Source organism: Falsibacillus pallidus (assembly GCF_050990905.1).
GTDB classification, from domain to species: domain Bacteria; phylum Bacillota; class Bacilli; order Bacillales; family DSM-25281; genus Falsibacillus; species Falsibacillus pallidus_A.
This window is the reverse complement of record NZ_CP158866.1, coordinates 2,817,346-2,831,589: the sequence shown is the minus strand read 5'-3', so window position 1 is coordinate 2,831,589 and position 14,244 is coordinate 2,817,346. Positions and strand designations below refer to the sequence as shown.

11 protein-coding genes and 1 other annotated feature are annotated in these 14,244 nt (G+C 43.5%); of the genes, 10 read left to right on the top strand and 1 reads right to left on the bottom strand.

The window, feature by feature from the left end; translation table 11 throughout:
• Positions 1–3: 3 nt before the first annotated feature.
• The 7 genes from ABTV07_RS14950 (at position 4) to ysxE (ending at position 7,536) form a co-directional block, all read left to right on the top strand.
• Positions 4–837, top strand: coding sequence for a cytochrome C assembly family protein (locus tag ABTV07_RS14950; RefSeq protein ID WP_433743471.1), 834 nt, complete (start codon positions 4–6; stop codon positions 835–837).
• Between the two features lie 16 nt (positions 838–853).
• A complete protein-coding gene (gene hemC, locus ABTV07_RS14945; protein WP_433743469.1) occupies positions 854–1,786 on the top strand; it encodes a hydroxymethylbilane synthase in 933 nt (310 codons plus the stop codon).
• Complete coding sequence (locus ABTV07_RS14940) at positions 1,783–2,583, top strand: uroporphyrinogen-III synthase (RefSeq protein ID WP_433743467.1); 801 nt, start codon at positions 1,783–1,785, stop codon at positions 2,581–2,583. The genes hemC and ABTV07_RS14940 overlap by 4 nt, the downstream gene beginning before the upstream one ends.
• Complete coding sequence (gene hemB, locus ABTV07_RS14935) at positions 2,574–3,551, top strand: porphobilinogen synthase (RefSeq protein WP_433743466.1); 978 nt, start codon at positions 2,574–2,576, stop codon at positions 3,549–3,551. Before ABTV07_RS14940 ends, hemB begins: the two co-directional genes overlap by 10 nt.
• 84 nt (positions 3,552–3,635) lie before the next feature.
• Positions 3,636–4,925 carry a glutamate-1-semialdehyde 2,1-aminomutase gene (hemL, locus tag ABTV07_RS14930; protein ID WP_433743464.1) on the top strand — a complete coding sequence of 430 codons (1,290 nt, stop codon included), beginning with the start codon at positions 3,636–3,638 and terminating at the stop codon, positions 4,923–4,925.
• Positions 4,926–5,235: 310 nt separating this feature from the next.
• Positions 5,236–6,408, top strand: coding sequence for a stage VI sporulation protein D (gene spoVID / locus ABTV07_RS14925; protein WP_433743462.1), 1,173 nt, complete (start codon positions 5,236–5,238; stop codon positions 6,406–6,408).
• Between the two features lie 96 nt (positions 6,409–6,504).
• The gene (ysxE, locus tag ABTV07_RS14920) at positions 6,505–7,536 is read left to right on the top strand and encodes a spore coat protein YsxE (protein WP_433743460.1); all 1,032 of its coding nucleotides are present in this window, start codon (positions 6,505–6,507) and stop codon (positions 7,534–7,536) included.
• A gap of 44 nt (positions 7,537–7,580) precedes the next feature.
• Here ysxE and ABTV07_RS14915 read toward each other — a convergent pair whose 3' ends face one another.
• Entirely contained in the window at positions 7,581–7,772 is a 192-nt protein-coding gene (locus ABTV07_RS14915; protein WP_433743458.1) for a hypothetical protein, read from the bottom strand.
• Between the two features lie 168 nt (positions 7,773–7,940).
• Positions 7,941–8,176, top strand: a binding site (T-box leader).
• Between the two features lie 47 nt (positions 8,177–8,223).
• Here ABTV07_RS14915 and ABTV07_RS14910 point away from each other — a divergent pair.
• The 3 genes from ABTV07_RS14910 (at position 8,224) to ABTV07_RS14900 (ending at position 14,179) form a co-directional block, all read left to right on the top strand.
• The gene (locus ABTV07_RS14910; RefSeq protein WP_433743457.1) at positions 8,224–10,869 is read left to right on the top strand and encodes a valine--tRNA ligase; all 2,646 of its coding nucleotides are present in this window, start codon (positions 8,224–8,226) and stop codon (positions 10,867–10,869) included.
• Between the two features lie 214 nt (positions 10,870–11,083).
• Positions 11,084–12,400, top strand: a complete 1,317-nt coding sequence (locus ABTV07_RS14905) for a bifunctional folylpolyglutamate synthase/dihydrofolate synthase (RefSeq protein ID WP_433743455.1) — start codon at positions 11,084–11,086, stop codon at positions 12,398–12,400.
• Positions 12,401–12,475: 75 nt separating this feature from the next.
• Positions 12,476–14,179, top strand: a complete 1,704-nt coding sequence (locus ABTV07_RS14900) for a sensor domain-containing diguanylate cyclase (RefSeq protein ID WP_433743453.1) — start codon at positions 12,476–12,478, stop codon at positions 14,177–14,179.
• Positions 14,180–14,244: the final 65 nt, after the last annotated feature.

Sequence of the window (14,244 nt, the reverse complement as noted above, 5' to 3'; positions counted from 1 at the left end):
TACATGTTTGAACAGGTAATGACAAGGCTGCATGAAGTCATGATTGTTTTATATGCCATCAGCATACTGCTGTATTTCATAGATTATTTACATCAAAACCAGAAGGCGAATCGTTTCGCTTTCTGGATTCTTGCAATTGTTTGGGTCCTTCAAACAATTTTTTTATTTCTTTATATGATTCGGACCGGTAGATTCCCAGTCCTGACCATCTTTGAAGGGCTGTATTTCTATGCCTGGGTGCTTATCACCCTTTCATTGGGGATGAACAGGCTGCTCAGAATGGATTTTACTGTCTTTTTCACCAATATTCTTGGTTTCATCATCATGGCCATCCATACGTTTGCTCCTGTTCAGATGCAATCGGACGCAATGGCAGAAAGGCTTGTATCGGAACTATTATTCATCCATATCACGATGGCGATCTTTTCGTATGGGGCTTTTTCCCTTTCTTTCGTATTTTCCCTGCTTTATATGATTCAATATAAGCTGCTGAAGGAAAAGAAATGGGGACAGAGGCTATGGAGGCTCAGCGATTTATCGAAGCTTGAAAAAATGTCTTATGTATTAAATTTAATCGGTGTACCGATGCTGTTACTGAGTTTAATCTTGGGGCTGCAATGGGCATTCATTAAAATAGAGGGAGTTCAATTGTATGATCCGAAAATCATCGGTTCATTCGTTCTGCTCATCATCTATAGTGTATTCCTATATCAGCGCATTCGTAAGGAGATGTACGGGAAATCCTTGGCACTCCTCAACATTGCGGCATTTTTGATTGTGCTGATCAACTTCTTTTTAATCAGTCGATTATCATCATTCCATTTTTGGAATTCTTAATTAGGGGGCTTTATTCATGAGAAAAATCATTGTCGGTTCACGGAAGAGCAAACTGGCGTTGACACAAACGAACTGGGTCATCAATCAATTGAAGCAGCTGGGTCTGCCTTTTGAATTTGAAGTAAAAGAAATTGTGACAAAAGGAGACAGAATCTTGGATGTCACACTTTCAAAGGTCGGCGGCAAGGGACTGTTTGTTAAAGAAATCGAGCAGGCTCTGTTCAATAAAGAAATCGATATGGCCATACATAGTATGAAAGACATGCCAGCGGTCCTTCCTGAAGGGCTGACAATCGGATGCATCCCAGTGAGGGAAGACCACAGGGATGCCCTTATTTCCAAAAATCATATGAAGCTAATGGATCTTCCTGCAGGCGCAGTAGTCGGGACAAGCAGCTTGAGACGCAGCGCCCAGATTCTTGCTGTCAGACCCGACCTGGAAATCAAATGGATAAGGGGCAACATCGACACTCGCCTGGCGAAGCTTGAATCGGGAGAGTACGATGCGATCATTTTAGCAGCCGCCGGCCTTTCTAGGATGGGCTGGGCAGCTGATGTCATCACAGAATTCCTTGAGCCGGAAGTGTGTTTACCGGCTGTTGGTCAAGGTTCACTTGCAATCGAATGCAGGGAAGATGACGAAGAATTATTGGCGGAACTGGCGAAATTCACGGACTCAAAAGTGAAATTGGCTTCCGTTGCGGAAAGGACTTACCTGGACAAAATGGAAGGCGGATGCCAGGTTCCGATTGCTGGACATGCTGTAGTCGATAACGGGGATGGGATTACATTGACAGTCCTGGTAGCTGCCCCTGATGGAAAGACGATCTACAAAGAAACCGTTGAGGGCAAAGACCCAGTGGAAGTCGGTGAAAAAGCAGCTGCATTGCTCAGTGAAAAAGGCGCCAAAAAACTGATCGATCAAGTGAAGGAAGAATTGGAGCAATGAATCTTTCCCAGAATCCTTTAAAAGGATGGGATATTCTTATCACAAGAAATGCAGAACAAGGCAAGGGATTAAGCGAAATGGTTCTCGAACTCGGAGGAAAGCCTGTACATATCCCGATGATTGAGTTCTGTCCTTCAGAAGGAACGCAAGAGCTCTATTTGAAGAAGATATCTGATTATGATTGGATCATTTTCACGAGTGCCACCACTGTCCGTTTCTTTTTCAAAGCGTTAGAGAAGAACCATGTCCCTATCCCTGCTACAATGAAATGGGCGGCAGTGGGAGATAAGACAAAGAAAATTCTCCAAAATCATGGAATCGAACCTGATTTTGTACCAAAAAAATTCAGTGCAGAAGATTTTGTTGAAGAGTTCAGGGCTGTGGTAAAAGGAGGAAATATCCTTTTTCCCCATGGAAATCTGGCAAGAAACATCATTCCGGAAGGACTGCGGGATGAAGGTTTCATAATTGATGACTGGACTATCTATGAAACTTTTTTTCCTGAGGCAAGCAGGGGGAAGCTGAAAGACTGGCTGCGAAATTGCAACAAGGCAGTTGCCACTTTTACGAGCCCTTCCACTGTCAGGAACTTTATGAAAATCATTCATTCAGAAGGATTAGGAGACACTCTTTCAAATCTTACGGCTGCTTGCATTGGACCGGTGACGGCGAAAGAGCTGAAAAGATTTGGAGTTAACCCAAGAATATGCCCACCCGTATACACGACGGAGGCAATGGTGAATGAGATGCTTGAATATATACAAAAAAATGAGGAGGAAGATCAATCATGGAATTAAATTTCAAAAGGCACCGCAGACTGCGTCAATCTGCCAACATGCGTGCATTGGTAAGGGAAACATATCTGCATGTCGAGGATCTAATCTATCCGCTGTTCATCGTAGAAGGCGAAAATAAAAAGAACCCTGTTAAATCAATGCCTGGTGTTTATCAATATTCCCTTGATTTACTGAAGCAGGAAATGGATGAGATCGTTTCCCTCGGAATAAAATCCGTTATCCTATTCGGCGTTCCGGAAGAAAAAGACAGCACTGGCACCGGGGCATACCATGACCACGGAATTGTTCAGGAAGCGACAAGAGCCATCAAGGAACAGTATCCTGAAATGATCGTCATTGCTGATACATGTCTTTGTGAATATACAGATCACGGCCATTGCGGCGTTGTGGAAGGCGATAAAGTCCTAAACGACCCATCCCTTGATTTATTGGCCAGGACGGCTGTAAGCCAAGCGAAAGCAGGAGCAGACATCATTGCACCTTCCAATATGATGGACGGATTTGTTGCGGCGATCCGCAAAGGATTGGATGATGCAGGCTTTGAAGATGTACCTATCATGTCCTATGCAGTCAAATACGCATCCAGCTTCTATGGTCCTTTCCGTGATGCTGCTGACAGTACTCCTCAGTTCGGAGATAGACGCGCTTATCAAATGGATCCGGCAAATCGCATGGAAGCATTAAGAGAAGCACAGTCTGATATGGAAGAAGGCGCAGATTTCCTAATCGTTAAGCCTGCTTTGTCCTATCTGGATATCATGAGAGATGTGAAGAATGAATTCAATGCACCATTGGTTGCGTACAATGTGAGCGGAGAATATTCCATGGTGAAGGCAGCAGCTCAAAACGGCTGGATCGATGAAAAAGGCGTTGTCATGGAGAAGTTGATTGCGATGAAACGTGCAGGTGCCGATCTATTGATTACGTACCATGCCAAAGATGTGGCGAATTGGCTGAATGAAAAGTAATAGCTGATTTATTCGGCGTTGTCTGCAAGCCGGTAAATATCCAGAATGGAAAATCTCGAACTGTTTGGAAAGGAAGGGTCAGTTATGCGCTCTTATGAAAAGTCAAAAGCAGCATTCAATGAAGCGAAAACGCTTATGCCGGGCGGGGTCAACAGTCCAGTCAGGGCATTTAAATCGGTGAATATGGATCCGATTTTCATGAAGGAAGGAAAAGGCTCCAAGATTTATGACATCGACGGAAATGAATATATTGACTACGTCTTATCCTGGGGACCGCTGATTTTAGGACATGCCAATGACCGTGTGGTCGAAAGCATCAAGAAAGTAGCAGAGCTGGGGACGAGCTTTGGTGCACCGACATTGATTGAAAATGAATTGGCTAAGCTTGTCCGTGATCGGGTCCCATCCATTGAAGTAATCCGTATGGTTTCATCAGGAACGGAAGCAACCATGAGCGCCCTTCGATTGGCTAGGGGATACACGGGCCGAAACAAAATTTTAAAATTCGAAGGCTGCTACCATGGCCATGGCGATTCCCTTCTGATCAAAGCAGGATCAGGCGTTGCCACACTCGGTCTTCCTGACAGCCCGGGAGTGCCGGAAGGTGTAGCAAAGAACACCATTACGGTCCCTTACAACGACCTAGAGAGCGTACGCTATGCCTTTAAAGAGTTCGGCGAGGATATAGCAGGCGTCATCGTAGAACCTGTTGCAGGCAACATGGGAGTCGTCCCTCCTCTTCCTGGCTTCCTAGAAGGTCTCAGGGAAATTACTGAAGAATATGGAACGCTGTTAATTTTCGATGAAGTCATGACCGGGTTCCGTGTGGGCTACAACTGTGCCCAAGGCTACTTCAATGTAACTCCGGACCTTACGTGTTTAGGAAAAGTAATCGGTGGAGGTCTTCCTGTCGGAGCATATGGAGGGAAAGCTGAAATCATGGAAAGAATCGCTCCAAGCGGTCCTATCTATCAGGCAGGGACACTATCCGGTAATCCATTGGCAATGACGGCAGGCTTCGAAACATTGAGCCAGCTGACACCTGAAACCTATAAAGAATTCGGAAGAAAAGCGGATCGTCTAGAAGAAGGTCTGCATGCAGCGGCTGAAAAGTACGGCATCCCTCATACGATCAATCGTGCAGGCTCCATGATCGGAATTTTCTTCACAAATGAAAAAGTGAAGGATTATGAAACGGCTAAAACATCCGACTTGCAATTGTTTGCCCAATATTACAAAGAAATGGCCGACCAAGGCGTCTTCCTCCCTCCTTCCCAGTTTGAAGGATTATTCCTCTCAAGCGCACACAGCAGCGAGGATATCGAGAAGACCATCGAGGCAGCAGAAAAAGTATTCAGCAAGCTAAAAAAATAATCGATTACAAAACCATCCTTTTATCTAAGGGTGGTTTTTTTATTAGGTTGTTTTCGTAACTATTGTTGTTAAAATCTTACTGCCGATTTTAACGCTATATTAGCTGTTTGGTGCGCTGCAATATAGTATCCAGGCTCTTTTCTTGCTAAATGTCGTATCTTTATTGAATAAGTTATCCTGCATTAATTGCTAAAGCAACAATCTTGGAGAAAAGAACCTTTATTTATTCATATTTTTGAAGCATTTCTCATAGAGTGTATACAGACATAATGAATTTATTTGCAGGGGATTTTGAAAGGAGGAGTCCGTTTTGTCTGATAGCCAACAATCGTATTTGCGATTTTCACTTGAAGAGTCTGTTTGGTTCAAAAAAGGACAGGAAGTAAGTGAATTGGTGTCCATTTCTTTGGATCCGTATATTTCAATTCAAGAACAAGAACAGTATGTGCTGATTAGAGGTAACCTGGAATTAAGCGGGGAATATACACCGGATGCAACAGAAGAAGCTGATGAAGATGAAGTCCAGTCCGGGAAATTCATGCATGAAGTTGAAGTGAGGGAGGAAGGGGCGAGCGGTTTCAAACATCGTTTCCCTGTTGATATCACCATCCCGAAAAATCGGATCGAAAATCTTGAAAAGATTGACGTGACGGTTGAGACCTTCGATTATATACTTCCTGAAAAAAGCTGCTTGAGACTTTCTGCAGACTTGATCATCTCTGGAATATACGGAGAGCAGCAAACGAAAACGGAAAATGAAGCTGAAACTGCAGAGTATGAGCCCCTATATAGGGAGGCAGCTGTTTTAGACGAAACAGAAGAAGCAGAAGCGGTCAACGAACCATTTTTCTACCACCAGGAAGAAGATGAACATGAAGAAGAAGACAGCTTTTACTCACCTTTCTCTGCACAGGCAAAAAGACAGCCGCAGGAGGAAGAAGAAGAAGTGCCTGTCCAGGTTCAATATGATCTGAACAAACTTCCAACCCTGCCGCAGTATGATCGATTTGCAGAAGGGAATCCAGGAAACCCTGTATTCCAGATGCCTGAGGCAGAAGAATCTTCAAGCAGTTCTTCATCTGGTTATGAGCCTTATGATATGTATAAGGATAAAGAGGAAGAATCAGCACAACCTTCTCTGCAAAATGCGCATCCGTATGAAAATGCGCAGGGAGCATCAGGTGGAGAGCATGAGGATCAGGAAGATCAGCCTGCTGCGAAAAAAGGGGAAGATAATAAAAAGGCTAAGAAGAAAAAGAACCAAGGCATATCATTGACCGATTTCTTTGCCCGGAAAGAAGAAGAGAGAGCTGCAAAATTAAAAGTCTGTATTGTCCAGAATGGGGACTCACTCGATTCCATCGCTGAAAGATATGATGTAAGCGTACAGCAGCTATTGAGAGTGAACAGCTTGGAAATGAGCCAGGATGTTTATGAAGGTCAGGTGCTCTATATCTCAAATGAATACGCCTATAAAAAGTGATAGAAATGTATGAGCAGGGTGCAGGACCACCTTGCTCTGCTTTATTGATGAATACAAAGGGTAGTGTATGGCCCCTAATTAAAAGCAGGTGATGGCATGTCAGAAAACCTGTACAATGAAACGAAAACAATCCTTTCCCAGTATGGGGTTGAGGCACATTTTGTAGAAGGCAAAGGAAGTGTCCATAAAATCTATTCCACAAAAGGAGTCTTTGCCCTCAAGAAAATCATCCCCCAGAATGGAGTGGACTTTGTCAGGAATGTCCAGACCCTCTATCAGAGGGGATATTATCATATTGTCCCGATCTACCCCACCATGGATGGGCGCTATGGGGTCCTGGATGGGGGATACTTGTATTATTTGATGCCTTGGCTCTCCAATGAAGAAAAGGAAGATCGATTCGAAAGGCATCAAAAGCTTTTTCGGGAATTAGCCAGGATGCACACCATTTCTTCAAAAGATATCTCACTTGGAGAAGATGACCGCAAAGAACATTATGAAAATACAATGGAAGAATGGGAGAGGCAAAAGGAGTTCCTAGAGGAATTTGTTGAACGGTGCGAGAAAGAAGCCTATATGTCTCCTTTCCAGCTTTTATACTGCTCGTATTTCCACGATATGCATCAAGCTCTCAATTTTTCCATCAAAAAGCTGGAAGAATGGTATGAAGCAAGTAAAGATAATAAGAAAGCAAGAACCGTCATCGTGCATGGAAAAATTTCGACGGAGCATTTTTTATATGATGACAGGGGCTATGGATACTTCACGAATTTTGAACACTCCAAAACGGCCCCGCCTTTTCATGACCTCCTGCCATTTTTGTCACGGACTTTAAAAACCTATCCAAGACAATTCGAGGACTGCGTCGAATGGCTGTACACCTATTTTCAGCACTTTTCTTTCAAGGATGAAGAAATGCTGCTGTTCATGAGCTACCTGGCACATCCTGGCCCCATTTTCAGGGTGGTGGAAAAATATCACCATAAAGGCAATAAACGCAAAGAACAAAAAATGGTGAAGCGCCTACAAAAACAATATTGGCTGCTCAAAAATACGGAGTATGTCGTCATGAGGATGGATGAATTGGAAAGAAAGAAAAAAGAGGCAAAGGAATCGCCTCCATCATAAAAAGAAAAAGTGAGCCCTTTATTAATAAATGGGCTCACTTTTTCTTATATCCACTCTAAGTAGAAAGCGAGTGCAAGGATTGCAAAGACTGCGAGGAGCAGGACATCAAATGTCGTTGGAAGCAGAACCGTCCGGACAGCCTGAAAGATGGTAAAAGGGAGGATGAATTGTTTGCATACCCCGCGAAAAGTCCTCAGCCATGGAGGAAGCATATATGGATTATATTTTTTCCTCATTTTTTCACCTCCCGGGACATTTATTACTATTTTATGTGGCCATATGCTGATGGGTGAATTGCTCAGGTAAACGCACTTTATGCTTAAATCGAATATTTTTTTTAAAATAGGTGAATAATGATTGACGAAAAGTTTTCTTTTCGGATACTATTATGAGTACATAAAGATTTAAATGCTTGGATAGGGAAGAGTACGACGATGAACGCTTTTAGAGAGGGAAATCACCAGCTGAAAGATTTCCTAAGCAGAAGTCCCGGAATGTCGCCCTGGAGCAGCCCCCGTGAACCAATAAGTAGCGGGAGCCGGTGTAGAGCCGTTATCGAATTGAGAGCTGAAAGAGCCTTTTTTAACTACTCTTTCAGAAAAAAGGTGGCACCGCGAAAACAACTCCTTTCGTCCTTTTAGGCGAAAGGGGTTTTTTGTTTTTTTATCAAAAAAGGAGGAAAATCAGATGGAAACAAGAGAAATTTCAATGCCGACGAAATACGATCCGCAGTCCATTGAAAAAGGCCGCTATCAATGGTGGCTGGACGGCAAGTTTTTCGAAGCGAAAAATGATTTGGACAAGGAGCCGTATACAATCGTCATCCCGCCTCCGAACGTAACAGGAAAACTTCACCTCGGCCATGCATGGGATACTACTCTTCAAGATATTTTAACCAGGATGAAGCGCATGCAGGGGTACGATGTACTATGGCTTCCGGGAATGGACCATGCAGGAATCGCTACTCAGGCAAAGGTTGAAGAGAAATTAAGAAGCCAAGGAACTACAAGATACGATTTGGGCCGCGAAAAATTTGTGGAAGAAACATGGAAATGGAAAGAGGAATATGCAGGCTTCATCAGGAAGCAGTGGGGAAAACTGGGTCTTGGGCTTGACTACTCCCGTGAACGATTCACATTGGATGAAGGATTGTCAAAAGCCGTTCAAGAAGTATTCGTGACGCTTTATAACAAAGGCCTCATCTACCGCGGCGAATATATCATCAACTGGGATCCCGCAACGAAGACAGCCCTATCCGATATCGAGGTTATCCATAAAGATGTTCAGGGTGCTTTCTATCATATGAGATATCCGCTTGCTGATGGATCCGGACATATCGAAATCGCAACAACCCGCCCGGAAACGATGCTTGGCGATACAGCTGTAGCCGTTCATCCGGAAGATGAACGCTACAAGCATCTAATTGGTAAAACAGTCATCCTGCCGATCACAGGACGCGAAATTCCGATTGTCGGCGACGACTACGTTGATATGGAATTCGGTTCCGGGGCAGTAAAAATCACTCCGGCTCATGATCCGAATGACTTTGAGATCGGAAACAGACATAATCTTGCACGAATCCTTGTCATGAATGAAGACGGATCGATGAACGACCTTGCCGGCAAATATAAAGGCATGGACCGATTCGAATGCCGCAAGCAGATCGTGAAAGATCTCCAGGAAGATGGCGTCTTATTCAAAATCGAGGACCACATGCATTCTGTTGGGCATTCAGAACGCAGCGGCGCGGTTGTCGAACCGTATCTTTCCACTCAGTGGTTCGTAAAAATGAAGCCATTGGCTGAAGAAGCAGTCAAGCTTCAAGAGTCAGAAGAGAAAGTGAATTTTGTTCCAGATCGTTTTGAAAAAACGTATTTGCATTGGATGGAAAACATCCATGACTGGTGCATCTCCAGACAGCTTTGGTGGGGTCACCGCATTCCTGCCTGGTACCATAAAGAAACAGGAGAAGTACACGTGGACCACGAACCTCCTGCAGACATTGAAAACTGGGAGCAGGATAAAGACGTATTGGATACTTGGTTCAGTTCAGCTCTATGGCCGTTTTCAACAATGGGCTGGCCAGAGACAGAATCCCTGGATTATCAGCGCTACTACCCGACAAACTGCCTGGTTACCGGCTATGATATCATTTTCTTCTGGGTATCCCGCATGATTTTCCAAGGCTTGGAGTTCACGGAGAAACGTCCATTCAAAGATGTCCTGATTCATGGATTGGTAAGGGATGAACAAGGACGTAAAATGAGTAAATCCCTCGGCAACGGTGTTGACCCGATGGATGTCATTGAAAAATACGGTGCGGATTCCCTGCGCTATTTCTTATCTACAGGCGGTGCACCCGGACAGGATCTGCGCTTCAGCTTCGAGAAGGTTGAATCTGTTTGGAACTTTGCCAACAAGATTTGGAATGCTTCCCGCTTCGCTTTGATGAATATGGACGGATTGACCTACGATGAAATTGATCTGTCAGGCAAAAAATCAGTGGCGGATGAATGGATCCTTACCCGCTTGAATGAAACGATTGAAAATGTGACTAAACTTGCTGACAAGTATGAATTCGGTGAAGTTGGCCGCTTGCTTTATAACTTTATCTGGGATGATTTCTGCGACTGGTATATCGAAATGTCGAAGCTCCCATTGAATGGCGATGACGAAGAAGCCAAGAAGACGACACGTTCCATCCTTGCATACGTTCTCGACCAAACCATGAGGCTTTTACACCCGTTCATGCCATTTATTACCGAGGAAATATGGCAGAACCTGCCGCATAATGGCGAATCCATCACAACTGCGAGCTGGCCGGTTGTCGAAAAATCGTTCCATAACGAAGAAGCAGCCAACGATATGAAACTCCTAGTGGAAATCATTCGTGCTGTCCGCAACATCCGCTCTGAAGTAAATACGCCAATGAGCAAGCAAATTAAACTCATCATCAAAGCGAAAGATGAGAAAATCCTGGCAAAGCTTCAGAAAAATGAAGGATATATCACTCGATTCTGCAACCCTGATGAATTGGTTATTGCACTTGAAGTTGAAACTCCAGATAAGGCGATGACTGCTGTAGTGACTGGCGCTGAGCTGATTTTGCCGCTAGAAGGACTGATCAACATCGATGAAGAAATCAAACGTCTGGAAAAAGAATGGGATAAGTGGAATAAAGAAGTTGAGCGCGTTCAAAATAAACTTGGAAATGAGCGCTTCATCAGCAAAGCCCCTCAAAAGGTAGTGGATGAAGAAAAAGCAAAAGAACAAGATTATTTAGAAAAGCGTACTTCTGTTGAAAACCGCATTAAAGAATTAAAAGGCGAATAAAAAACGGAGAGGGACTGGCGTCTACTGGTCAGTCTCTTTCTTTAATAAGAAAGTATAAAAATTCAAAGCGTGAATTTGTCCAGCTCCAGCGCCCAGCCCCTCGAGGTTATAAGCCGTACCTCTACGGAAATCAGGATTTCCTTCGAGTTCCGTCTTATACTTGTCGGGGCTTTTCAGGGCGCTTGCGCTTTTCTTATTAAAAGGAGGCAGGAAAATGATCAATACGTATGAAGCAGCCATTGAGTGGATTCATTCGAGACTGCGTCTGGGGATAAAACCGGGGCTGAAGCGAATGGAATGGATGATGGAAAAGCTGGGACATCCAGAAAATAAATCTGCTTATATTCATGTAGGCGGGACGAACGGGAAAGGTTCCACCGTTGCATATCTTCGTGCTGTCCTTCAAGAAGCGGACTATTCAGTGGGGACATTCACTTCGCCTTATTTTGAACAATTCAATGAGCGGATCAGCGTGAATGGAATTCCAATTCCTGACCAAGACCTCATTAAATTAGTCAATATCATCAAGCCTCTGGCAGAAGAACTAGAAGATACTGAATGGGGTTCTCCCACCGAGTTTGAAGTGATTACGGCAATGGCGATTTATTATTTCAGCGAGATCAATCCTCAGGATATCGTCATCATGGAAGTCGGGCTTGGAGGAAGGTTCGATTCAACGAATGTCATTCATCCGATTGCCTCTGCCATCACGAGCATCGGTTTTGACCATATGCAGATCCTCGGTGATACGCTCGATAAGATTACTTTTGAAAAAGCGGGGATCATCAAAAAAGGAGCGCCGATCTTCTCAAACGTCCATCAGGAAGATGCCAAACGAGTGATTCAAGAACAAGCTGGAGAAAGAGAAGGGATCCTTTATCAAAATCCGATCCATTTTCGCATGGTCGATCACCATTCAAATGAAGAAGGGGAAACATTCAGTCTTGAGACTGCTTGGGGCAGTTTAAAGAATCTTGAAATCTCCATGCTTGGGAAGCATCAAGCTGAAAATGCCGCCCTTGCCAGTGAGATCCTGCTTTATTTATCCAATTCTCTTTCCTATGAAATCACAGAGGAACATTTGCGCGAAGGATTGAAGAAAGCATTCTGGCCTGGGAGAATGGAACGGCTTTCAAAAAAGCCCCTCGTGTATGTGGATGGTGCTCATAACATTGAAGGTCTTCTATCGTTAAAAGATACTCTGGAAAACCGATTCGCTTCGTCTTCCAAAAAAGTTATCTTTACGGCATTGAAGGATAAAGATTTACGGGGAATGATAGAAATTTTGGATGAAATGGATGCAGAACTCTATTTCACTGAATTCGATTTCCCACGGGCTTCTACTGCGGCTGAACTTTATGAAATAAGCAGGAGCGCTTCAAAACACTTTAGTGAAAACTGGAAAGAACTGATTCCGCAGGCAGCAGAGAATGCAGGTGAGAATGAGATTATTGTAATAACAGGCTCCCTCTATTTTCTTTCAAATGTAAAACCATTTTATTTAAAATTTTCAAAAAACAAAAATAATTAAAGTGACAAGTCGTCCTGTATTTGGTAAAATATTTTCAAACTTGTGACTATTTGACTAAAAAAATGGAGGGTAATGATGAGCATTAAACGAAGTGTTTCAATGTTTTTTTGGATTTCCTGGGCAGCCATCGTCCCTGCTGGGCTTTATCTGACCTATCTTTATTACCCTCCAGCTGAGATAAAGCCATTGGATATGGCATTATTCCTTCTATTGGCAGCAATCATCACTTTTTTCCCAATCACCATCAATGGCATTACTATTTTCATGATCCAATGGGTCACCTTAGCAGCCCTTTTATCATTTAATTTATTCTTCTCCATCCTGATCTTGCAATTGGCTATCATTCTATTGATGTTCCGCGTAGGTGTTGGAAAAGTCGACATTTATCGGCTCCCGCTTAATTCCCTAATGTTCTTCCTGGCTTCTACGATAAGCGGTATGATCTTTTTTGCTGTCGGAGGACATGTAGGAGATCCAGACATTCATCATGTGTTATTGCCTGCAGCCATCCATGAAATCTGCTATTACATTCTGAATCATTTGCTGCTGTATGTATCCAGGAATATGATAGGATTGAAATACAAGTTTTTTGGAGCGGATCTTACCTGGGAAACGCTTGCCATCATGATGGTCTACCCTTTTTCCATCGCCCTATTTTTCTTATATAAAGAATTAGGCGTAGTGGCAATATTCCTTTTAGGCGTGCCATTCGTCAGTGTCTCGCTCGTCCTTCGGATGTATAATTCCACGGAAAAGATCAATGACTATATCCAAAAGGCAGTAGAAATCGGACATGAGCTGACACAGCGGCTTAAAGTAGATGAAGTGCTCGATTTATTCATCCAGAAAATCTCACAGAATCTGCCTGTCGACTATGCGTACATCTTAAGTGTAGAAGGGGACAAGCTCGACCTTTTAAGAAGGGTCGAAATGGGAGAGCAGAAAGATAATGATTTGATTCCGCTCAAAAAAAATCAGGGGATCAGCGGGGTGGTATGGGCCGAAGGGAAATCCGTCCTGTTCAATGACAAATCTGAATGGAGCGGGATCGCAAATGGATATATGCCTCCAAATGTTGAGAGCGTCCTGAGTGTTCCTATTTTAAGGAATCAGGAAACGGTCGGCGTCCTTCTGCTTGCATCCACCAGGAAAAAGGCATATGAAAAATATCAGCTGATGATTGTGGACATGCTCTGCTCTTATTTTGCTGTGGCCATAGAGAATGGCCGTCATTATGAAGAAACAAAGCGGAACAGTGAAAGATGCGCACTGACGAACCTATATAATTACCGCTACTTTGAGAACCTGCTGACAAATGAGTATGAGGAATTCAATAAAGGAAACAGAAAAGAAATTTCCTTAATCATGCTTGACATTGACCATTTTAAAGTCGTGAATGATACATATGGACATCAAAGCGGGAATGAAATACTAGTGGAAATGGCTGACCGCCTTTCAAAATTGATTGGAAATTATGGCACTCTTGCCCGCTATGGCGGAGAAGAGTTTGTCATCCTTCTGCCAAATGTAAGCAAGGAAGAAGCTACTTCCCTTGCAGAAACGGTACGTCTAACGATAGCCAATCGACCGTTTACCCTTCATAACAATCTGGCCGATGAACGGAAGTGCTTGATGGTCAGGATTACGGCAAGCATAGGGGTTGCTACAGCTCCTAAAGATGCTGATGATGCCCTATCTCTTATCAGGCATGCCGACAGAGCACTTTACATCGGTGCAAAGCGGGCGGGAAGGAACCGAGTGGCGGAGTATGTGAAATAATATTGAAAATCAGCTCTAACCAGCTGGTTTTTTTTATTAAAAAAGAGAGTTTCTTATAAACATAA